Genomic DNA, 23,360 nt, shown 5'->3' with positions numbered 1-23,360 from the left:
CGTGGGCTGGCAAGGCGTGTGTCGCAGTTAGGGCTGGTGCCCCTGACAAGGCACGCAACGCAGTCCAGCGCGCGTTTTGGCCTGAACCCGGAGGGAAAGGGTTAAAACAGCCGCATGGCGTTGTTGCATCCCGCTGACAGTGATCACACTGCTGCGCGGGCTGCGCGGGCTGCGCCTAGCCCTGCAAAGTTTTATCCCTTTCGCACACGTAATTTAAATGTTAACAGGCCCTAAGTCAGCGACAAGGAATGCCACAGTAACAGCGCACCATAAGCACGCCAGGGTGACCAGGCTGCGGCTTGCTGCTGCAATTGCGCTTCGGTATAACGCCCATCCGGCTGACCAGCCAGACGGGCGGCGGCTTTTTGCAAGCCCAGATCCCCAGCCGGAAACGCATCCGGAAAACGCATGGCGCGCATCGCGATATAGTGCGCGGTCCAGGCACCGATGCCGGGTAAAGCCGTAATCGCAGTGACGAATCCAGCCAGGCTGTCTGCTGGTTTTCTATGCAGCCCATGCGCCAGCGCAAAGCCAGCGATTTCCTGCAAAGTCGCGGCGCGTTTCGCTGGCATGCCGAGGCTGGCCAGCTCAGAGACACTGGCTTGCAGCACGCGCTGCGGTGTAGGGAAATGATGCGTCACTGCGCTGAATGGCGTGTCTGCCGGTTCTCCCAAAGCGCGTACCAACCGACCGGAAATGGTGGTGGCACCGGCCACGCTGACTTGTTGCCCCAATACGGCCCTTAGGGCCAGTTCAAACGTATCAAAACAACCCGGCACCCTTAAGCCGGGAAAGGCCTGCAATGCCGGCTGCAGCGCAAGGTCAGACTCTAGATGGCCCTGTATGCTGAGTGGACTCGCATCGAGATCAAATTGCTCGCGTACACGGCTGATCAGCGTCAGTAATACCGGGCTCAGCGCCGGTGCAATTTCCAGCTGCAGTTGCGCTTTGTGTGGCTGGCAGCTGACTTTCAGCCAGCCGCTATGGCCATCCAGCCTGACGCTGCGCACATAGACTTGCTGATCACCTACAGTCTGCACCGCTTCCAGCCCGGGCATGGCGCGGCCAGCCAGATAACTCATCATGGCCGGCCAGGCATAGGGTGGACGGTAAGCCAGCCTGAGCGTAATGGCAGCCTGTGGCGGTAAATGGCTGCGCCGGATCGCGCCGGGTGCGAGCTGATAGCGTTCCGAGAATAAGGCATTGAAACGTCTGACACTGCCAAAGCCAGCCGCATAGGCGATTTCTGCCATAGGCAGCAGGGTCTCCTGCAGCAGTTTTTTGGCGAACAGCAGACGCTGGGTCTGGGCCAGCTCGACCGGAGTCACACCAAACTGCTGTAATAACAAACGGCGTATCTGACGCGAGGACAAACCCACCTCTGCCGCAAATGCGTCCAGCGTCTGCTCATTGAGCGCACCATCGGCGATTTTTTGCCAGATCGCATACGCCAGATTCTGCTGTATCGCATACGGTGCCAGTTCAGGCCGACAGCGCAGGCAAGGCCGGAAACCAGCTGCCTCGGCTGCGGCGGCGCTATGATAAAACTGGCAGGAGCTGGCCTTGGGTGGTTTCACACTGCAGATGGGACGACAGTAAATCCCGGTACTGGTGACACCGGTAAAAAACACGCCATCAAAGCGGCTGTCCTTTGCCAATACCGCCTGGTAGCACTGCCGGGTATCAATGCTGCTCAGGCCAGTGGATTCATGTTGTACAGTGCTCATCGTTTTCTTGTCTGTGGATTAAAGACGCAGAATGGCAGCAGCAAATGCTAACCATACTGGCGGCGCTGACTCGCTGATCAGTGTCAGTCCTGTTCAAGGATGTTATGCAGATATCTGCGTCGAACGCGACAAATTGCGCTTTCTGCACTAATATGAATATTCAACATTGCTCAGTAACCGCGATAAGGTTCATCATCTTCGGGCAACGCTGCTGAGCTCCTACTATGCATTTATACGCGTCATGGCAGCTTTGTACTCGCCATTTTCGGACAAGTAAATACGAATGGGTTAACAGGATGAGGCGTCTCACGCAAAATCTTGAACAGATCATGCAGAGCGAAGCAGAGCTGCCAGTCGTCATGCAGCATCTGGTGACCGCAGCAGCAGACTTACTTGCGACCGGATATTGCGCATACTGGATCAAGGACAATGCGAGTGGCCATTTTATATGCCGCGCTCAGCAAAATGCTGCGGCAGAACTATGCCCCGTTATCGAGGCAGCTGGCTTTCCTGAACTCTTTCATCTGCTGTCAGAAGCAAACGGCACGCTGCAGTTAGAACTGGCAGACAACGCGCATCTTGCAACGGAATGGAACGCGATTTGCGCGGACTTAGCTTCTCCCCTGCTGCTGGTTGTGCCACTGACTGCGCATGGAAAACGCATAGGTGCCGGCTTGTTTGCGCGTGCGGCGAACCCTGCCTGGGACAGTGCTGAACAGCAGCTGGCAAGTCAACTGTGCGGTCTGATGCAACAGAAAATCGTCGAAGATGATTATCAAAAACTGCAGCGGGAATTGAATCAGCATGTGATGCACCGCACCTATGAATTACGCTTGCAAACGGATGAGCTGCGCCAGGCCCAGCAAATGGTGCAAAAGCTCAGTGAAATCGGACGAGAGATTACTTCCAGTCTCGATCACAACACCATAATGAGCGTGGTCTACCAACATCTGCATACTCTGATCGGCGCTGAAGTATTTGCGATCGGCATTTACCATGCTGACAAACAACTCATCGAGTTTCCCGGCAATATATTGCGCGGCGAACCCATGCTGCCTTACTTCCGCGATGTGAATGACCGTGATTTGCTGGCGTCTTACTGTGTGCGGGAACGCAAAGAAATTTTCATCAATGATATTTTTAAAGAGTATCCAGCCTACATAGGCGCAGCGGGCTTGAAACGTCTGACCGACCAAAAGTCTTACGCTGAGGGCCAGCCTCTGTTTGTGCCAGCCTCTCATATCTATGTGCCGCTGATTTTAAAGGGAAAAATCAGCGGTGTCATTGCGATACAGAGTACCGAGACCAATGCATTTCAGACCATCCATCTGGATATGGCAAAAACCCTGAGCGCTTATACCGCGATTGCTATCGACAATGCCGACACCTACCAGCAACTGGCGCAGGCTCAGAAAATCCTGGTGTCTCAGGATAAGCTGGCGGCTCTGGGCTCACTGGTGGCCGGGGTCGCCCATGAACTCAATACGCCTATCGGCAACAGCATGCTGACAGCCAGTACTTTGCAGGAAGAAACCCAGCGTTTTCAGGTGCAGCTGGAGTCCAGCCATTTGAAGCGTTCAGATCTGCAGCATTTCACGCAAGGACTAACCGAGGCCTGCGAATTATTGATGCGCAATCTGCACAATGCGAGTGAGCTGGTCAGCAGCTTCAAACAAGTCAGCGCCGATCAGACCAGTCAGCAAAGGCGGCAATTTCATCTGGCGCAAACCGCACAGGAAGTCGCCCGTACTCTGCAAAATTCGATACTCAAACAGGGACATCATCTGACGCTGGAAATACCCAAAGACATCGTGCTGGACAGCTATCCCGGTCCTTTGGGTCAGATACTGACCAATCTGATCAATAATGCGATGTTGCATGGCTTTAGCGGGCGCAGTGCCGGACAAATGACTATCCGCGCCAGAACGCTCAGTGTCAGTCAGGTTGAACTGCTGTTCACCGACGATGGTGCGGGTATTCCAGCCGCAGATCTGCGCCGCATCTTTGATCCTTTTTTCACGACCAGGCTTGGTCAGGGTGGCAGCGGGCTGGGGCTCAGTATCGTTCACAATCTGATGACCACCATCATGGGGGGCAGCTTAGAAGTCAGCAGTACACCCGGCAGTGGCACCCGTTTCTGCCTGCTACTGCCTTTGCAGGCACCGACGCCAGCTCCGTCACGGTGATTTTGCCAGTCCACAGGCCAACTGACTTTACGTTAGACTCCGGACTTTCTTAGCGCATTTTCAGAAAGCAGCATATGTCGCAGCAACCAGCTCCCGATCTAAAAACTATCCTGATCGCTTCCGGCGTCGTACTGACCCTGGCGATGGGTATCCGCCATGGCTTTGGCTTTTGGCTGCAACCGATTTCGCAGGCGCATGGCTGGACCCGTGAGACCTATTCCATGGCACTGGCGGTACAAAATCTGCTGTGGGGCGCGTTTGGGCCACTGGCAGGCATCGCGATTGACAAGTTTGGCACACACCGGGTCGTGATATTTGGCGCACTCTGTTATGCGGCCGGACTGCTCTGGATGGCGACCATTGATCAGGCATGGCTGTTTATTGCAGGCTCCGGCGTCTTGCTTGGCTTAGCGCTGGCCTGTACCGCATTTGGTGCGGTCAGCGGCATCATAGGACGTACCGCACCACTGGAAAAACGTTCCTGGGCCTTTGGTATTTCTTCCGCCGCCAGCTCCTTCGGTCAGTTTGCCATGATGCCAGTCGAACAGCAGCTGATCCACCACACCAGCTGGCAAAGTGCCTTCTTTATCCTGTCTGCCGTCTTGCTGTTGCTGATGATTCCTATGGCCTGGCAATTACGCGATCCGGCGCCGGTAGCCAACGAAGGCCCGCAACAAAGCATACGGCAAGCGATACGCGAAGCGCTGTATTACCGGCCTTTCCAGTTGCTGGTAGCAGGCTATTTTGTGTGTGGTTTTCAGGTCGTCTTTATCGGTGTGCATATGCCAGCCTATCTGAAAGACCGTGGCATCATGGACCCGAATGTGGCGGTATCGGCACTGGCGCTGATCGGCTTATTTAATATTTTCGGCTCTTACTATGCGGGCAAACTGGGTGGCTTATTCCCTAAGCGCTATCTGCTGTCCTCGATTTATCTGAGCCGCAGCATCGTGATTGCCTTGTTTTTACTGGCACCGCTGTCAGCCTATTCTGTGTATATTTTTGCCGCCGCCATGGGTTTCTTGTGGCTATCTACCGTGCCACTAACCAATGGCGTGGTCGCGAGTATTTTCGGCGTCAGGTATTTATCGATGTTGTCAGGCTTTGTCTTTTTTTCGCATCAGGTCGGCAGCTTCCTGGGCGTCTGGCTGGGTGGCTATCTGTACACACTGAACGGCAATTACAACATCGTCTGGGGGATCGCGCTGATGCTGGGCATCTTTGCTGCGCTGGTCAACCTGCCTATCAATGAAACTGCACTTAAGCGCGAAAGCCTGGCCCATGCCTGAGTGGTCTACCATCCGCCGCCTGCTGTTGCTCCTGCTACTAGCGCTGGTACTGGGGCTATGCCTGCTTGGCTACTGGCAACCCTCCTTTGTTTTCGAACTGGCTAACCGCTTTGTACTATGCTGAATTGCTATCCTATCCACTTTAAATAGGCATTCGGGGTGAGGCGATGAAAACAAAAGACAACAACTACTGGTTTCCGGCTAAGACCTGCGGCTGGAGCTGGGGTATCCCCAACAGCTGGCATGGATGGGTGGTACTGGCGGTCTACCTGCTCGCGATACTGCTCATGACCGGTCTGGTACAACCGGTTTACGGCAACCAGGTTTCGCTGATTGGTATTTGCGCAGCCAGCCTGGTTCTGATCGCGGTTTGCTGGCTGAAAGGTGAGCCACCGCGCTGGCGCTGGGGCCGCTAAACACACACTGCGTCACCATTCACCGCTGCCCATAGACGTGGCAGCGGACTTGAGCTGAGCTACGCCCTCCAGTTTCCCGCGCTGACCGCGCAAACACACCAGCCAGTATCCAACAACGCGGATTTTTTTTCCGTATCTGCGGTCTGATGCTATGCTCTGTTCCCTTATTCTTTTTTTCCTCATATCCAGTCATGAACAAAACCCTGCTCATGCTGTTGTGCTCTGCGCTGACTATCCAGACCAGCTATGCAGATGAAACAGCGCCTGCCCAGACCGCCAGCAGCAAACCGGCATCCGTAGCCCGTGCCGCGCACAATCCTTTGTTGGCCGCCAGCACCCTGGCATATGAATTACCGGCATTTAACAAGATCCGCAACGAACATTTTGCGCCAGCCTTTGCCAGCGCTATCCGTGTACACGAAAAAGAAATCGCGGCGATTGCGAATAACCGCGCCAAACCCAGCTTTGAAAACACCATCGTGGCATTGGAACGCTCAGGCCAGACCCTGAACCGTGTCAGCACGATCTTCTTCAATCTGACCGCGACCCATACCAATCCGGTGCTGGAAGCCTTATCCAGCGAGATGGCGCCGAAATTATCTGCGCATCAGGATTTGATTTCGCTGAATGACAAGCTGTTTGCGCGTATCGAGCAAATCGTCAAAGTACGCGATCAATTGAAACTGGATGCCGAGTCCTCACGCTTGCTGGACCGTTACTACACCGATTTTGTACGTGCCGGTGCCAAACTGGACGCGACCCAAAAAGACAAGCTGAAAGCCCTGAATGCGCAACTGGCGACGCTGGGTAATCAATTCAGCCAGAACGTCTTAAAGGAAACCAATTCCTCGGCGCTGGTTTTGGAACATAAAGAAGATCTGGCCGGTTTATCGGATGCGGAAATCCAGATCGCTGCTGCCGCCGCCAAGGCCAAGGGCATGGATGGTAAATTCCTGATTCCTTTGATGAATACCACCGGACAACCGGCTATCGCCAGTCTGGAAAAGCGCGAAATCCGCCAACGCCTGCATGAAGCCTCGGTCAATCGCGGCAGCCATGGCGGTGAAAATGACAACCGCAAGATCGCCATCGAACTGGCACGTCTGCGTGCAGAACGCGCACAATTGCTGGGCTATGCACACTATGCCGATTATGGACTGGAAGATGAAACTGCCAAGACCAGCACAGCGGTCAACAAGATGCTGAGCGGCCTGGCACCGGCAGCAGTGGCCAATGCCAAGGCAGAGGCCGGTGAATTGCAGAAGCTGATCGATGCCAAACAAGGTGGCTTTCAGCTCGCAGCCTGGGACTGGGCCTACTACACCGAACAATTGCGTAAAGAAAAATACGCATTTGATGACGGTCAGTTACGTCCCTATTTTGAGTTGAACCAGGTATTGGAAAAAGGCGTGTTCTTTGCGGCGACCAAGCTGTATGGCATTACCTTCAAAGAACGCAAAGACTTGCCGGTCTATCACCCTAGCGTACGCGTCTATGAGATTTTTGATGCCGATGGTAAGCCGATGGCGCTGTTCCTCGCTGACATGTATGCGCGTGACAGCAAACGCGGCGGTGCCTGGATGAATTCTTATGTCGAACAATCGCATTTGTTCGGCAAGAAGCCAGTGATCGCAAATCATTTGAATATTCCTCAGCCGCCAGCGGGCGAACCAACGCTGCTGACTGTGGATGAAGTCAAAACCGCCTTCCATGAATTCGGCCATGCGCTGCACGGCTTGTTCTCTAATGTGAAGTATCCACGCTTCTCCGGTACCAATGTGCCGCGCGACTTTGTGGAATATCCATCCCAGGTCAATGAAATGTGGGCGACCTGGCCGGAAGTGCTGAAAAATTATGCAAAACACTACCAGACCGGCGCACCGATTCCGCAGACTTTGCTGGACAAAGTCGCAGCCAGCAAAAAATTCAATCAGGGTTACACCACGACGGAATACATCGCCGCTTCTTTACTGGATCAACGCTGGCATCAGCTGACGCCGGCGCAGATCCCTGGCGACGCAATCGCGTTTGAGCAGGCTGCCTTGAAAGACATGGGTGTCGATTTTGCACCGGTACCACCGCGTTACCGCACCACGTATTTCTCGCATATCTTTGGCGGTGGCTATTCCGCTGGCTACTACGCCTATCTGTGGAGTGAAGTGCTGGATGCAGACACGGTGGAATGGTTCCATGAGCAGGGTGGTCTGAACCGTAAAAACGGCGACTGGTTCCGTCAGCAATTGCTGTCACGCGGCGGCAGTATTGATCCGATGGAGTCTTTCCGTCAGTTCCGTGGACGTGATCCCAAGATAGAACCGCTGCTGTTACGCCGTGGTTTGAAATAAGACTTAACCGGGGCAGAAGTTTGCCCCGTCAATAAAAAAGAGCGCCGCGGCGCTCTTTTTTATTGAACTACTTAATCACTTATTCCAGCTTCCAGACGAAATCCACCTTAGCCCAGGCCTGATCCGCCTTACCATCCTTAGTACCAGGTCTGAATTTGCACTGCGCCAACGCCGTCAGCGCCGCTTTATCCAGGCTCTTAGAGCCGCTGGATTTCTCGACTTTGGAATCAACCACTTTACCGTCTGTACCAACCAGAAAACCCATAGTGACCGTGCCGGTTTCCTCGTTGATCAGGGCAGCCTTAGGATACTTCGGCGGCTCGCAGGATTTACTGTCCATGACAGGCGCAGTGTCTGCAGCCATCGCATTGGATGCTGCCACCAGTAACATGGCAGGGAGGAGGGAGGAGCGCAGAGATTTCATCATATCGTTTCTTTTCATTTCTGGTAAAAATAAACAGGAATTGTTGTGACTGCCCCGCCAGCAGCGCGAGCGGGCGCTAACTCAGTTAAAACTCTTCCCAATCATCATCAGCAGCTGCTTTCCTGGATACAGGTTTCGCCGCTGGCAGAGACTTCACAGAAGCTGGCTTTGCCTTAGGTTTTACGCTGACTGGCTCTACACGACGCGCTTGCGGTGTATGAACCGGCACCGCTGCTGCCTGGTAGGACGAATAGCCTTCGTTGGCATCCAGTTTAAATACACTGACTACTTTCGCCAGTTCTGCCGCCTGATCCTGCAGACTCTGCGCTGCTGCCGCCGCTTGTTCTACCAATGCAGCATTTTGCTGGGTCACGCCATCCATCTCGATTATGGCATGATTGACCTGCTCAATACCCACGCTTTGTTCCTGACTCGCTGCCGTAATTTCGGCAATGATGTCGGTCACATGTTTAACACTGCTGACCACCTGATCTATCGTCACACCGGCTTGTCCTACCAGTTTAGTACCGACTTCGACTTTCTCAACCGAGGTATCGATCAGGGTTTTAATTTCCTTGGCCGCTGCCGCACTGCGTTGTGCCAGATTACGAACTTCCGCTGCCACCACTGCAAAGCCACGACCCTGTTCACCCGCACGTGCCGCTTCTACCGCTGCATTCAGCGCCAGAATATTGGTCTGGAACGCAATACCATCAATCACACTGATGATGTCGACGATTTTCTTGGACGACTCATTGATAGAGCCCATGGTGTCGACCACTTGGGCCACTACCACACCACCCTGACGCGCAACTTCCGATGCCGATGCGGCCAGTTGATTCGCTTCGCGTGCATTGTCCGCATTTTGCTTCACGGTCGAAGTCAGTTCACGCATGGACGAAGTGGTTTTTTCCAATGAGCTGGCTTGCTGCTCAGTACGGGAAGACAGATCCAGATTACCGGTCGCGATTTCGCTGGATGCTGTGGCGATAGTATCTGTGCCTGAACGTACCTGAGCCACGATGTGCACCAGACTGTCACGCATTTTTTTCATTTCGGCGACCAGGCTGTCGTTGTCGCCGTGGCTGATGTCTATCGGAGCAGTCAGTTCACCGGCTGCAATCTGACCAGCGATCTGAGCCGCATAATCAGGTTCACCGCCGAGTTGCTTGAGCAGGCTGCGGCTGATGAAAACGGCTGCAGCGATACCGCCAACAGTTGCCAGTGCACCCAGCAACAACATCCAGCGGGTCGCGGAACCAAAGGCTGATTTGGCTTCTTCAGCCACTTCATTATTAATCTTATCTTCCAGTGTGACCAGTTCATCCAGGGTGTCTAACCAGGCTTGCTGTACCGGACGTACTTTTTTGATCAGGGTAATAGTTGCGACTTCAGGATTATTTGCCAGGCCTAATTCCTGCGCTTTGGCTGGCAAAGAAGCAGCTGCAGTTTCTTTTTCTTTCAGCTTATCGAGCAGTGTTTTTTTCTCTGGCGTAGTGCTGCCTTCTGCTTCTATCAGTTTAAACAGCTTGTCATTGGCGTCCGCATACTTTTTAGTCTGTTCCGCGATTTTCGCCAGATCTTTTTCCATATCTGCGGCATCGTTTAACAGCGTCAGATTACGCAGTGACACCATGCGATCATACACAATCGCACGCATATCCAAGGCAAGGCGGGTTTCTACATTGCTGACATTGACGATTTTTTCCAGTCGCCCCTGAATTCTGGACATCTGGGTAATGCCGACAATAGTTACGGCAATAAGAAAAGCTAATACCAGAGCGAAACCTAACCCCAGACGCTTGCTAACGGTCATATTTGAAAAATTCATGTACGTGACTGGTATGAAAAAGTAAAACAAGAACAAAATCCCGCCATGAAAACTGAAACACTGCACAGCAGGACCAGGAAGCAAAACCACTGATTTTTTTCATCCTCACCGGCGCAAACCAAAGCGAACTTCCGACAAAAAAAGACTATTCAGGGAATATGTAACAAATATACTTTAATTTTGCCGCGTGGCAATCGCTTTTTTGGAGTTTTATCAAAGTAAAGCGGCACTTTTTATGCACCTCTGACAATACAAAATCTGATTTCAGGCAAACTAATTAATTGCACTATTTTTGTGCAGTCACTTTTTACGCTGCCAACTGCAAAATGTCTGAATTTTCTTTGCTTTAGATGCGGGAATTACTGCGATTTACCTGCAAGCATTTGGCTCTTGATAACGCGCATCATCTAAATGATATGAATCTGGGTTTATGGAAATGCTAACCTGTGTTGCATTCAAAAATTCTGACACTGAGCTGCACTTTCACAACAACTTTTCATGGAGACGCCATGTCTGCGCCGATTCGTTATCTGTTTCAACAACAAGTCCGTGAGGTGACTCAGGTATCACCAACCCGCACGCTGTTGCAGCACCTGCGCGAAGATTTGCATTGCACAGGGACGAAAGAAGGTTGTGCTGAAGGTGATTGTGGTGCTTGTACCGTTGTAGTGGGTGAACTGCGTGATGGCAAGCTGGAAATGAAGTCTGTTAACGCTTGTTTGCAGTTTCTGCCAGCAATTGATGGCAAAGCAGTCTTTACCGTTGAGGATCTACAACAAGCCCGGCAACTGCATCCGGTACAGCAGGCGCTGGTGGAATGCCACGGCTCACAATGTGGATTTTGCACGCCAGGCTTTGTGATGTCCTTATGGGATTTGTATCTGCAGCGTGAGGAAAGTCAGACGCCACTGAACCGCAAAACCATCAACATCGCGCTGTCTGGCAATTTGTGCCGTTGCACTGGCTACCGGCCCATCATCGACGCTGCCTACAGGATGGAACAACTGCCACGCGTCAAATTCAATAGTCAGGCGCTGGCGCAGCAACTAGGTCTGTTAGAACGTGAACACAGTCTGCGCGTGGAACATGAAGGTCAGCGTTTTGATGCGCCGCAGAATTTGCAAGAATTGCTGGAATTAAGAGCAGCACATCCTGATGCCGTGCTGCTTGCAGGCGGCACCGATATCGGCCTTTGGGTGACCAAGCAATTCCGCGCTTTACCGCATCTGATCTCGCTGGGAAAAGTGAAGGAGTTGCAGTCCATCCGTGAGCAAGGCGATATGCTGGAAATCGGCGCCGGCGTGACGCTGGATCAGGCTTACCAACGCCTGTGTACATATTACCCCGATCAGCTTGGTGAATTAGCGCAGCGCTTTGCATCGCTGCCGATACGCCATGCGGGTACGCTGGGCGGCAATGTGGCCAATGGCTCCCCAATAGGCGACTCTATGCCTTGGCTGATTGCATTGGGTGCGCAAATCGTTTTGAGCAGCCTGTCCGGTCAGCGGCACCTGGCACTGGAAGACTTTTATCTGGCTTATCAGAAGAAAGATTTGCGCGGCGATGAAATCGTCAGTGCGATCCGGATTCCTCTGCCTGAGTTGCCGCCACAATCGCCAAGACTGTTCCGCACCTATAAACTGGCTAAACGCTATGACCAGGATATCTCTGCGGTATGTGCCGCATTTTCCGCACGCTTAGTGGACAACAAACTACAGCAAGTCCGCATCGCCTACGGTGGCATGGCTGCCACGCCCAAACGTGCGACGCAGGCTGAACTGGCGCTGGAAGGACAAGCATGGGATGAAGCCCATTTGCAGGCTGCAATGACGGCACTGGCGAACGACTTTCAGCCTTTGTCAGACATGCGTGCAAGTGCTGAATACCGTTTGCTGAGCGCACAGAATCTGCTGAAACGCTTTTGGCTGGAAACCCGCGCCGGACTGGCGTCACCAGCCTCACACACGAATGTTTTTGCGGTCGCTGACCAGATGGAGCGAGTATGAAATCCAGCGCTATGAACTGGGCTGAAGTTGGCGTATCCCATCCGCACGAATCGGCGCATCTGCATGTATGCGGAACAGCCAGCTATACCGACGATATACCGGAATTGCACGGCACCCTGCATGCGGCACTGGGCTTGTCACCATATGCGCATGCCAGACTGCTGGAACTGAATCTGGATGCGGTGCGTGCGTCACCGGGTGTGGTTGCGGTATTCACCGCCAGTGATTTCCCTGGGGATAACCAGTGCGGCCCTATCCTGAAAGACGACCCTATTCTGGCGCAGGATACAGTCGAATATCTGGGGCAGCCGGTGTTTGTGGTGGTCGCCAACAGCCATCAGCAGGCGCGCAGCGCAGCGCGTTTAGCCCAATTTAAAGTGGAAGCCCTGCCCGCGGTACTCGATCCGCGCGCGGCACACGCAGCTGGCAGCTATGTGTTACCGCCTATGGCATTGCGACGTGGCGATGCGGAACAGGCTTTGCTGCAAGCTAAGCATCGCATACAAGGTCAGTGGCAGGTCGGTGGGCAGGAGCAGTTTTATCTTGAAGGGCAAATTGCCTATGCTATTCCTAAAGAAGCGCAGGGCATGCACGTCTACTGCTCCACCCAGCATCCGAGTGAAATGCAACATGTCGTTGCGCATGCACTGCATATTCCCTCACACAGTGTGCAGGTGGAATGCCGCCGCATGGGTGGTGGCTTTGGCGGCAAAGAATCCCAGTCTGCCTTGTGGGCAGGCGCAGCAGCACTAAGCGCCTGGCTGCTGCAACGTCCGGTCAAGCTGCGTGCCGACCGTGATGACGACATGTTGGTTACCGGTAAACGGCATGAGTTCCACTACGACTATGAAGCTGGCTTCGATGATGACGGACGTTTAACGGGAATCCGTGTTGCCATGATTTCGCGCGCCGGCTTTTCAGCAGACTTGTCAGGTCCGGTAGCAACCCGTGCAGTCTGCCATCTGGATAACACCTACTTTTTATCCGATGTCGATATCCGTGCCATGTGTGCGAAGACCAATACCCAGTCAAATACCGCTTTCCGTGGTTTTGGCGGGCCGCAAGGTGCGATCCTGATTGAATACATCATGGATGATATCGCACGCTACCTGGGTAAAGATGCACTGGAAGTCAGACGCCAGAATTTCTACGACCGTCCCGACAGCGGCGAACGCAATGTCACGCATTACGGCCAGACCGTGGCTGATAATGTGATCCATGAATTAGTCGCAGAGTTAGAACTTAGCAGTGAATACCAACAGCGCCGCAGCGCGATTGCTGCATTCAATGCCAGCAGTCCTGTCTTAAAAAAAGGACTCGCGCTGACACCGCATAAGTTCGGTATCGCATTTAATGTCACGCATCTGAATCAGGCCGGGGCGCTGGTTCACGTGTACCTGGATGGCTCGGTACTGGTGAATCATGGCGGGACAGAAATGGGACAAGGCGTCAACACCAAGGTGGCGCAGGTGGTGGCGCATGAGCTGGGCATCCCGCTGACACAGGTACGCGTGAGTGCGACCGACACCTCTAAAGTCGCGAATACCTCAGCCACCGCAGCCTCTACCGGCGCTGATCTGAACGGCAAGGCGGCGCAACATGCAGCCAGCCAGATCCGTGAGCGGCTGGCCGCATTTGCTGCAGGCTTGTCTGGCCTCAGCGCTGAACAAGTGAGTTTTGCAGCAGGCCAGGTGACGATAGATCAATGGAGTATGACTTTCAGCGATCTGGTACAAAAAGCCTATCTGGCGCGGGTTCAGCTATGGTCTGACGGCTTTTATGCGACACCGGGCTTACACTGGGATGGCAAGGCCATGAAAGGCAGCCCTTTCCAGTATTTCGCCTATGGCGCAGCGGTGTCCGAAGTGCTGGTTGATACCCTGAGCGGCGAATGGAAGCTGTTACGCGCCGATGCCTTATATGATGCAGGTAATTCACTGAATCCGGCGCTGGACATCGGTCAGGTAGAAGGCGCCTTCATACAGGGTATGGGCTGGCTGACCAGCGAAGAGCTGGTGTGGAATGCACAGGGTAAGCTGACCACGCATGCCCCGTCTACCTATAAAATCCCGGCCATCTCAGATTGTCCTGAAGATTTCCGCGTAAAATTATTCAACAAGCCTAACCGTGCCGATAGCATCCATCGCTCCAAAGCGGTCGGCGAACCGCCCTTGTTACTGGCGTTTTCCGTCTTCTTTGCGCTGCGCGATGCCATCGCCAGCCTGAATCCTGATGCGAACATCAGCGTAGCGCTGACCGCACCTGCCACGCCGGAAGCGATACTACGCGCGGTGCAGGCCATCAACTCACAGAAAGCATCATGACAGCCACACTCGCCTTGCGCGCCAGTATCCTGCACTTTAGCGCCGACCCTCAGTACCACCCGGATGCCTTGCATTGGCACACGGATGGCCTGCTGTTGATCAATGAAGGAAGGGTCGTCGCAGCGGGTGACTACACTCAGCTGCAAGCACAGATTCCGGCAGGGCTAGAGGTCCAGCATCTGCCTGGCCGCATTATCATGCCGGGTTTTATCGACAGCCATGTGCATTATCCGCAAACGGATATGATCGCCTCGCCGGCACCGGGCTTACTGCCGTGGCTGGAACAATACACTTTTCCAACCGAGCGGCAATTTGAGGATAGCGAACACGCGAGCGAAGTGGCGCGATTTTTCCTGGATCAGCTCAGCGCCTGCGGCACCACGACTGCCATGGTGTACAGCACCGTGCATAAGGAATCGGTAGACGCATTTTTTACCGAAAGCGCTGCGCGTAATATGCGCATGGTGACTGGTAAAGTACTGATGGACCGACATTGCCCGGAATTTTTACGCGATACCGCAGAGAGTGGCGCACGGGATACGGAAACGCTGATACAACGCTGGCATGGCAATGGCCGTCAGCTGTATGCGATCACACCGCGTTTTGCGCCTACCTCTACCACACAGCAACTGGGATTAGCCGGGGAGCTAGCCCAACAATACCGCGATACTTTCATCCAGACCCATGTCGCTGAAAACAAAGATGAATGTGCATGGGCCAGATCGCTGTTCCCCAACGCGCGCAGCTATCTGGATATCTACGATCAGTTCGGCCTGATGCGCGAACGCGCCATGTATGCACACTGTATCTGGCTCGATGATACCGACCGTGCGCGTATGGCAGAAACCGGTTCAGCCATCTCTTTATGCCCGACTTCGAATCTGTTCCTGGGTAGCGGCTTATTTGATTTTGATGCGGCCGATGCCGCCAAAGTCCAGCTGTCGGTCGCGACCGACGTTGGCGGCGGCACTTCGTTTTCTATGCTGCAGACCATGAACGAACTGTATAAAGTCGCCCGCATGGGAGGACGCTATCTGCCAGCCAGCCAAATGTTTTATCTGGCCACGCTGGGTGGCGCAAAAGCCATGCAACTGGATCATCTGATCGGCAATTTTGAAGCTGGCAAGGAAGCCGATTTCATCGTCCTGAATCCTCAGGCTACCCCTTTGCTGGCACGCCGCAGCGCGCATCTGAATTCACTCGAAGAGCAATTATTTGTGCTTGCCATGCTGGGCGATGACCGCGTTGTGGAGCGGACTTATATTGCGGGGGAATTGAGTTCACCTCTATAAATTCCAACGACTTGCTTCACATCTTCATTGCAATCCAATTGATTTCAAACCGATACAACATCTTCGTCGAGAAATACCACAACTCCAGATCCGTAGTACGTTTACTGCGGAAGTATAAGTCGCTGTATCAGTGTGGCGTGACAGGAAGGGATACGGGTTAAAACCGTAAATAGGGCGGAATTAGTGACGCTTTGAAGCTATACAGCTCAACATCAGGTCAGACTTTTTATCTGCACGTCGCAATAATGAATTCATTGCGACGTGCAAACCTTGCTATATATCGTTATTTAAACTTATATGATGCAGTGGCATAAACGAAACGGCCACGTGGATCATATTGATAAATATCATAGCCACTTTGGAACTGATTGCTTGCAGGAATAAATACATCTGGTTGCTTATTAAACAGATTTTTGACACCAACTGCGAGCGTCGTGTTTTTGAAACCTGTGTACGTCACGTTCAGATCATATACTTGCGAAGAACCAATAAAGTTAGGCTTGTCTTGAGTAGTGTTCTTTGTACGATACCCAGACGAGAAATTTTGGATAAATGTCGTTGCCCAAGCTTCATGTGTCCATGTAGCAGCAATTTGGTGCTTCCAACGCAAAATCACACCACCATTGTTTGCACCAATTACTGGCGTAGCTGTGCCATCAATGTCATTGACCAAAGTGCCAACTTTACCGAACAACTGACCACCTGGTGAAGTCTGGTCAAATTTGTTCATATAAGTGCCGCTTAAACTCAAACTCAAACCACCGAATGCAAATTTATCTTTCCAATTTGCAGCGATGTCCAAACCTTGCACGTCGGCAGTACCGGCATTTGCCGTGATTGCGTTAATTCGAGTGATATTGTTAGTTGCATCAACAATCACCGAACGCGCATAAGTCGGATCTCCGCGACGGAAACCATCAACAATTTCTTGCTCGGATGGCGTAGAGATATAGTCGCTGATTCTGATACGGAACCAGTCGAAACTGAAACTCAGGTTGTTCGTCGGCTGCAATACGATACCCAAAGAGAACTGCTTTGATTTCTCAGGCTTCAGATCCGGGTTACCACCAGATTTTTGATTGACCTGGATTTGGTATTGATTTGTTGTAGGATCGTCAAATTGGCTGGAAGTACCGAGCGTTTGTGGATACCACAAGTCAACCAAAGTTGGCGCACGGAAACCAGTACCATAAGATGAACGCAGCAAAACGGACTTAATCGGTTGATAACGCAGATTTGCCTTGTAGTTGGTTGTATTACCCACATCGTCGTAGCGATCATTACGTACCGACAGGTTACCATCCAGATTTTTGATGATAGGAACGTTCAATTCGCCAAAGACGGACTTAATGGTACGGCTTCTATCCAATGGAACTATTGAGCCCCCCAAACCTGCAATGTCACCGTCGATATAAACTTGGCTAGGATTCAAAACATAATTCTGCTTCGACAGTTGGCCACCAGCTGCATATTGAACAGCAGAATCACCCAGCTTAAACAAATCGCCAGAAATTCTTCCATCGAAAGTATCCAGTTTTGAAGTTGCAGACAAGTAATCACCTGCGAACGCCGCTGCTTTGATCTTTGCTGTCAATGCAGGGTTTTGCACACCACCTGGTGCCCATGGGTTCCAGCCACTATTCGGATCGTTAATCGCTTGCGCGTAAGCAACTTGTGAGAAATAGCCACTAGTAACACTACTGGTTAATTTAGACTGATTTTTTGAGTAGGCAACTTCATAATCCTGATTTGCAATAGTACCCTTTGCACCAATAGTCGTACGGTATTGACTTGCTGTATCAAGACCAGAGCGCGGGCCAAAATCTTTAACGCGTGCGGTAATTGCCAAAGGTTTGCCAATAAGAGCCGATTGACCGATTGAATTCAGATAAGGCACAGCGATTGTTTGATAAGCAGGGTTACTTGGATCAAGCAACAGTGCACGATCAACATTCTTTGAAACGAACAGGGCATCGGTATTAAAAAAATCGCTGCGTGCTGGCGAAGCCTGGAAAGTTTGCGTCACTTTACTTTGAGAATACAAAGCATCGGCAAACAGTTCGACGCTGTCATTCACGCGATAATTCAAATTACCAGTGAAGTTAATGAGTTCACGATCAGGTGTCAGACCAACATCGGGACCGCTATCATAGGCACAGTATTTCTGTTTTTTTGCTGACAGCCCTGGATACAGAACCATACCGATGGAATCACACTTACCTGAAGCTGCGAGCGGGTTACCAAAGCCACTGCCGCCAGTTGCCTGATCATCGCCACCGCCACGAATCCAAGAGCCTTGAATATTACCTTGACCAGTAGCACCAGCGCCATAATACGGGAAGTTGTTGGCAGACTTCGCATAGGAGCGGTCTTTACCAAACAATGCTTTTTCTTTTTCATACGAAGCGGACACAACACCGCTGATGCCAATATCGCTGGCAAAGCCAGCTACGACAGAGGCGCGACCATTTTGACCGCCACCACTCTCAGTCGGGGAACCATATGTACCGCTGAGTTCAATACCGTCGTACTTCTTAGCCAAAATAAAGTTGACTACGCCAGCCATTGCATCACTGCCGTAAATACCGGAAGCGCCGTCTTTCAGAACCTCTACACGTTCAATCGCAGACAATGGAATGACGTTAACGTTAACGACGGTACCGCCACCACTGGCGAATGGTGCTAAACGACGTCCGTTTACCAAGACCAAAGTGCGTGAATCACCGATACCGCGCAGAGAGATCGAAGACAAACCACCAGTCGAAGTACCAGCACCTGCAGCATTCGAGGTACTGCCTGATGATGCAATAGCTGTAATTGTTGACAACAATTCTTGTGTACTTGTGACGCCGCTTTTTGCAATTTCTGCTTTGCTAACGACTTGTACTGGTAATGCTGTTTCAGCATCTACACGTTTCAGCGACGATCCTGTCACTTCCACACGCTGAACAGCATCATCAGCATAAGCTGCCTGAGCCATCAGACCTGCGCCCATCACCAGACCACTTGCACATATCACCCTGACTGCACGGGATATTTTTTTCTCAACTAACATGGGATTCCTCCATTAAGACACTTACAAAGTTTGGCTCACCAACCAAAACAGCTGGTGATCAAATGTTCTTTTATTATGTTTCTGACTCTCGGTGCTCATTTGCAAAATCAAGCTATTAATTCCAATTAGTAATATTTTGTATTGCCATGATCAAAAAAAGAGCAGAGCCGCAATCAAAACATCTTGAATGAGGGAGTGTCAATTGAACATCAAGGCAACTTTCCCATAAAAACAACACTTTTTAACATACTATAAATCCAATCATTTTTGACATTTACTTAGTAAATATATCTACCAATTGGATTATTCATATATAAATTATAAATACTGGGTATATGCCAAATATTATCAATATGTGCTTTCTTTTTCAGAGCAATTTACTTGCAAAATATTTATCAAAAAATATTTATGAAATTCTGACCTCCGTACACCAAAATTTTATTTCAAAACAAAAAAAAACTTCCACCAATTCCTTGGTGGAAGTTTTAATGTGCTGCAACTAACTATAAAAAGGTTTATTTATACAGTTTAGTGGTCAGAACTTATAGTTGTATTCAGCAGTCAGCTTCGCAAACCGTGGAGAGCTATAGCTGATAACACGTTCATAAGTTGAAGAAATTGTACCCGCACGATTCATATATTCTTCAGATACCTTTTGAACAGTCTGTGCATTAAATACGTTGAACACGTCTACTTTCAACGCTAAACCTTTCAGGAACTGAGGTTTGTAAGTCAGATTCAAGTCAAGCTGACGGTCCCATTCCAAGTTACCAACGGTACCGCGTGGTGACGGAACATTAGCAGTTTTAGTTGCACCAAAACAATAGTGGACAGTGTACGCTGGATTGATACCAAAGGCTGGATCGGCAGCACGGGATACGCAGCTGCGTGGGCGGCCAGAAGCTAACAACAGGTTTGCACCAACCGTCCATTCTGGCGTTAACTCATAGAAGCCAAATGCTTTGATTTGATGCGTACGGTTGTTTGGCAGCAAACCATTTGCATACTTCATCACCTCAGGATTATCCCATGTCTGCGTAGTAGAGATATCACCTTGTGCAGTGTTGAAATCGGAAGCAGTCTGCCCTTCTGTGTTACCGGTATTTCTGGACCAAGTGTAGTTTACTTTACCGTACCAGCCATTTCGGTATGGATGTTCCAGGAACAGATCCACGGCGTAATATTTACGTTCCGCTTTCTCGAAGCCCAGATCTTCCTTACTCAAATCAACCCGCGTATAGTTTTTACCACGCTTCGCTGGATCTGCATCGTTAAAATCAACTAAGAATGAGTTTGCTTCTCCCGGATTAAACGATGCGCAACCAAAACCATTCCAGTTTGAGGTATCCACTGTCTTACGTTTTGCCCAAGCATCAAAAGGACGTTGATCGCAGAAGTCATCAATCGTTGCACGCAGCATACGATATGTGAACTTCGCACCGAAATTCAGATTTTGAGAATATGCCTTTTCAAAACCCAAAGTCAATTCGTCCTGGAAACTTGGCTTCAAATTGAGCGCAGTGATCGTTTTCGGATCTTTCGCCTGACCAAACTCATTGTTACCCGAGATAGGTGCCGTCAACTGAGTCGTTCCAGTTGGAATACCATTTGCGTCCGTACCAGTGTAAGTGAAGAACTGATTGGTGTTCAAAGAGCCGTTCGCACCACGCAATGCAACAACCGTTGGCATTTGAACAGAGTAACGACCTGCACTACCGAACACTTTCATCGAAGAGTCACCATTGACATCCCATGCAGCACTGAAACGTGGTGCAATCTGGTTCTTCATTTCGATGTATTTTACTTTGTCCTGATTGGCATTTGAGAACTGCTCATTACGCAAACCAAACGTCAGCAAAACGTCTTTTGTCACTTGATACTTGTCTTCAATATATTGTGCAGACTGATCAGAGTACGCATTCGAAACCGTTGAACTCAGGATTTTTTCTACATAATAACCTTGCGCAGCCAGTCCACCGAAAGAACCGATAGGCTGAGTCATGTTACTACCAGAAATTATCGCTGTTGGATCAATTTTATGATACGACCAGAGGCCACCGCCCGCAGAAGAATCACCTGCATTCAGCGAAGTCAATTTGTTATTATCCAAACCAGCACGCAACGTATGTTGTCCCAGCTTATACTCGATATCTAAACGATACGATTTAATTTCGTCCGTAGACCCGCTGAACGGCAAATTACCGGAAAAACCTTGTGGGCTTTTGTAATTCAATCCAGACACATCTGCACCGGTATCGTAGGCGACTTGGAACAGGTTAGGATTATATCCAGCTGGTTGATAAATATGTTTAGACTTACTCTGACCATACAGCCCAGTCACAACCAGATTGTCGGTAATATTGCCGACATAGCGCAGAATTTGTACGTCACCGCCATTCGCACCGTTGTTATCCTCGTGCAAAGATGAAGTGACCGCATTATCAATTGTACGCGTGGCATAATTGTACCCGCGGTAGCTTGTATCAGTTTTTGGTTTATCACCAAACGCTGTCAATTCGAGACGGTGATCATCGTTGATATTCCAATCCAACTTACCGTAGTAACGGGTCAGTTTAGTGGTTGCATCTTGCCAGCCATTTGTTGCACTTGTAGTAGACGTCCGTCCTACGTTTACTGATCCAGTGTCCGTTTGTGTTCCCTCTAAAGCAACAAACATGAACAACTTGTCTTGAATAATCGGACCGCCGACATAACCACCAAGTTGCTTCTGATCATAGGTGTTATTCTCGCGACGTACAGCTAACGAACCGTCAGTTCCTGTTTCCTTACCATTTACTACTTTATATGGGTAACGACCAGTATTTGGATAGTAAATATCAACAGGATTTGATCTTAAGGCATTAGGAATAATCGAAGCAGAAGCACCAACCTCCCAGTTATTGGTACCACCCTTAGTGGTGATGTTAACAACACCACCTGTGGAGCGGCCAAATTCTGCACCAAAACCACCAGTCAAAATTTGTGCTTGAGAAATTGCACCGAATGGCAATTCAGATGCACCCAACTGTGTTAATGGGTTTGTAACAGGGAAACCATTGATGTAATACGCATTTTCGGAAGCTGCACCACCACCAAAGCTGGCACCAGCTGCATATGTTGGATCACTTCTGGTCGTGTTTGGCGCTAATTGAATGATCGCATCAACATTGTGTGCCACTGGCAGTTTCGCCAATTCTTTCGCCGTGAAAGTTGCGCCGTTTGTTGCACTTGAAACGTCAATTTTGCTACGACGAGCTGAAACCTCAACCGACTGAACCCCTGTTGTCTGCGCACCAAAATCAACTTCCGCACCTTGGCCGATCAGAACGTCCAATTCAACAGTGCCAAGGGTCTTGCCCTCTTTAATCAGCGTTGCTTGATAGCGACCTGCTGGCAGTGCTGTAGCCTGGAATTTACCGGTTGCATCAATGGAAACGCTGCGTGTGAAATTGGTATCCACATTTTTCAGCACAACGTTCGTTGCAACACCAGCTCCTACTTTACCGTAAGCCGTACCAGCGGCATTCGACTGCGCCATAACGTCTGGCGTATAGGCGAACGAAGCTACACCAACACCAAAAGCCAGTGTCAGAGCACGCGCTACCAGTGTTTTTTTCAACACAAGATTTTTCTTTGACATATGAGTTCCTAAGTATCCAATTCAACAAAATGCAACATCGAAACAATGATGAAACTGATTCTATGCAGCTTGTTTTGTTGCACATCGCTGAACGCCTCGATTAATTTTTTGTAGTCATTGCTACGCTTCGTGGTCATTCAGTGACATGCAAACTGTTCAACACCTCAACAATACTTCTGGCAAATCAGTTTTTCACCCTGCGGGTTTCATTGTTGTGATCTACATGTAAATAAGTATTTCGAAAAAAACTTATCGATGTAAATTAATTTGCCAAAAAATATTATGTGCCATAGAACCATTTTGTCAGCGTAAGTGTCAATTGCTCCTTAGACAGCTTTCCCTTAAAAACAACATCGAAAAAACCAATATATGTTCATAGCAAAAAAATATGATCCTTTTTTGTGCGTCGCAATATTTAATTTCCTAAAAGCCACATTTCCAGAGAAAACTGTACTTAATTCTCTAAAAATCCTAAAAATTCAAAATAAAGTTTTCCCTAATTTCGGATAGTCACTAAAAATCAAGGGACTTATTTCTGATCTGCTTTTTTGTTTTCACCATTTTTGTGCAGACTTCGCACTTCTATGCCAAAAAATTCACTTCTTCTGGGCAAGAAAAATAATTTGTTGACTTAAAGAAAATTTGGCGACTTGACAAAATTTTGTCTCATTTCCGCACTTGATTTCGACACAGAAAAGGACTTTGGCCGTCTGCGCTATTTCCTGGTATTCAATATAAATTACAAGTGCCACTTGTGAGGACTGGTAAAAAAAAAAACCTCCGCAAGCGGAGGTTTCTAATTGATGCAGAATCTTCATTTAAGCG

General features: G+C 50.3%; 13 protein-coding genes. 7 read left to right on the top strand and 6 right to left on the bottom strand.

The window, feature by feature from the left end:
* Positions 1-230 precede the first annotated feature (230 nt).
* Positions 231-1,727, bottom strand: a complete 1,497-nt coding sequence (locus tag EYB48_RS07105; RefSeq protein ID WP_162019617.1) for a DNA-3-methyladenine glycosylase 2 — start codon at positions 1,725-1,727, stop codon at positions 231-233.
* 329 nt (positions 1,728-2,056) lie between these two features.
* On the opposite strand from EYB48_RS07105, the gene EYB48_RS07100 reads away from it, so the two are divergent.
* From EYB48_RS07100 to EYB48_RS07085, 4 genes are all read left to right on the top strand, one after another.
* Positions 2,057-3,913 (top strand): GAF domain-containing sensor histidine kinase, encoded by a 1,857-nt coding sequence (locus EYB48_RS07100; RefSeq protein WP_162019616.1) that lies wholly within the window; start codon positions 2,057-2,059, stop codon positions 3,911-3,913.
* Positions 3,914-3,987: 74 nt separating this feature from the next.
* Positions 3,988-5,202, top strand: a complete 1,215-nt coding sequence (locus EYB48_RS07095; protein WP_162019615.1) for an MFS transporter — start codon at positions 3,988-3,990, stop codon at positions 5,200-5,202.
* 167 nt (positions 5,203-5,369) lie between these two features.
* Positions 5,370-5,618: a hypothetical protein gene (locus tag EYB48_RS07090; protein WP_162019614.1), complete on the top strand. Its 249-nt coding sequence runs from the start codon at positions 5,370-5,372 to the stop codon at positions 5,616-5,618.
* A gap of 191 nt (positions 5,619-5,809) precedes the next feature.
* Entirely contained in the window at positions 5,810-7,963 is a 2,154-nt protein-coding gene (locus EYB48_RS07085; RefSeq protein ID WP_162019613.1) for a M3 family metallopeptidase, read from the top strand.
* A gap of 79 nt (positions 7,964-8,042) precedes the next feature.
* Here EYB48_RS07085 and EYB48_RS07080 read toward each other — a convergent pair whose 3' ends face one another.
* On the bottom strand, positions 8,043-8,390 hold the full coding sequence (locus EYB48_RS07080) for an energy transducer TonB (protein ID WP_162019612.1): 348 nt from the start codon (positions 8,388-8,390) through the stop codon (positions 8,043-8,045).
* A gap of 82 nt (positions 8,391-8,472) precedes the next feature.
* Entirely contained in the window at positions 8,473-10,203 is a 1,731-nt protein-coding gene (locus tag EYB48_RS07075; protein WP_162019611.1) for a methyl-accepting chemotaxis protein, read from the bottom strand.
* Positions 10,204-10,727: 524 nt separating this feature from the next.
* Between EYB48_RS07075 and xdhA the strand changes: the two genes are divergently transcribed.
* The 3 genes from xdhA to guaD are packed head-to-tail and all read left to right on the top strand — an operon-like array spanning position 10,728 to position 15,840.
* On the top strand, positions 10,728-12,224 hold the full coding sequence (xdhA, locus tag EYB48_RS07070; RefSeq protein ID WP_162019610.1) for a xanthine dehydrogenase small subunit: 1,497 nt from the start codon (positions 10,728-10,730) through the stop codon (positions 12,222-12,224).
* A complete protein-coding gene (gene xdhB / locus EYB48_RS07065) occupies positions 12,221-14,548 on the top strand; it encodes a xanthine dehydrogenase molybdopterin binding subunit (RefSeq protein ID WP_162019609.1) in 2,328 nt (775 codons plus the stop codon). Before xdhA ends, xdhB begins: the two co-directional genes overlap by 4 nt.
* Positions 14,545-15,840 carry a guanine deaminase gene (guaD, locus tag EYB48_RS07060; protein WP_162019608.1) on the top strand — a complete coding sequence of 432 codons (1,296 nt, stop codon included), beginning with the start codon at positions 14,545-14,547 and terminating at the stop codon, positions 15,838-15,840. Before xdhB ends, guaD begins: the two co-directional genes overlap by 4 nt.
* A 283-nt stretch (positions 15,841-16,123) precedes the next feature.
* On the opposite strand, the gene EYB48_RS07055 is transcribed toward guaD, so the two are convergent.
* The 3 genes from EYB48_RS07055 to EYB48_RS07045 form a co-directional block, all read right to left on the bottom strand.
* Positions 16,124-18,895: a TonB-dependent receptor gene (locus tag EYB48_RS07055; protein ID WP_162019607.1), complete on the bottom strand. Its 2,772-nt coding sequence runs from the start codon at positions 18,893-18,895 to the stop codon at positions 16,124-16,126.
* Between the two features lie 535 nt (positions 18,896-19,430).
* Complete coding sequence (locus EYB48_RS07050) at positions 19,431-22,535, bottom strand: TonB-dependent receptor (RefSeq protein WP_202927709.1); 3,105 nt, start codon at positions 22,533-22,535, stop codon at positions 19,431-19,433.
* 596 nt (positions 22,536-23,131) lie between these two features.
* Complete coding sequence (locus EYB48_RS07045) at positions 23,132-23,353, bottom strand: hypothetical protein (RefSeq protein WP_162019606.1); 222 nt, start codon at positions 23,351-23,353, stop codon at positions 23,132-23,134.
* Positions 23,354-23,360 lie beyond the last annotated feature (7 nt).

Origin of the sequence: Cognatundibacterium crateris, assembly GCF_010078235.1 — a bacterium.
In the GTDB taxonomy this organism is placed as follows: Bacteria; Pseudomonadota; Gammaproteobacteria; order Burkholderiales; family Burkholderiaceae_D; genus Undibacterium; species Undibacterium crateris.
Note: the sequence above shows the minus strand (reverse complement) of the source record. Positions and strands in the feature narration are given on the sequence as shown.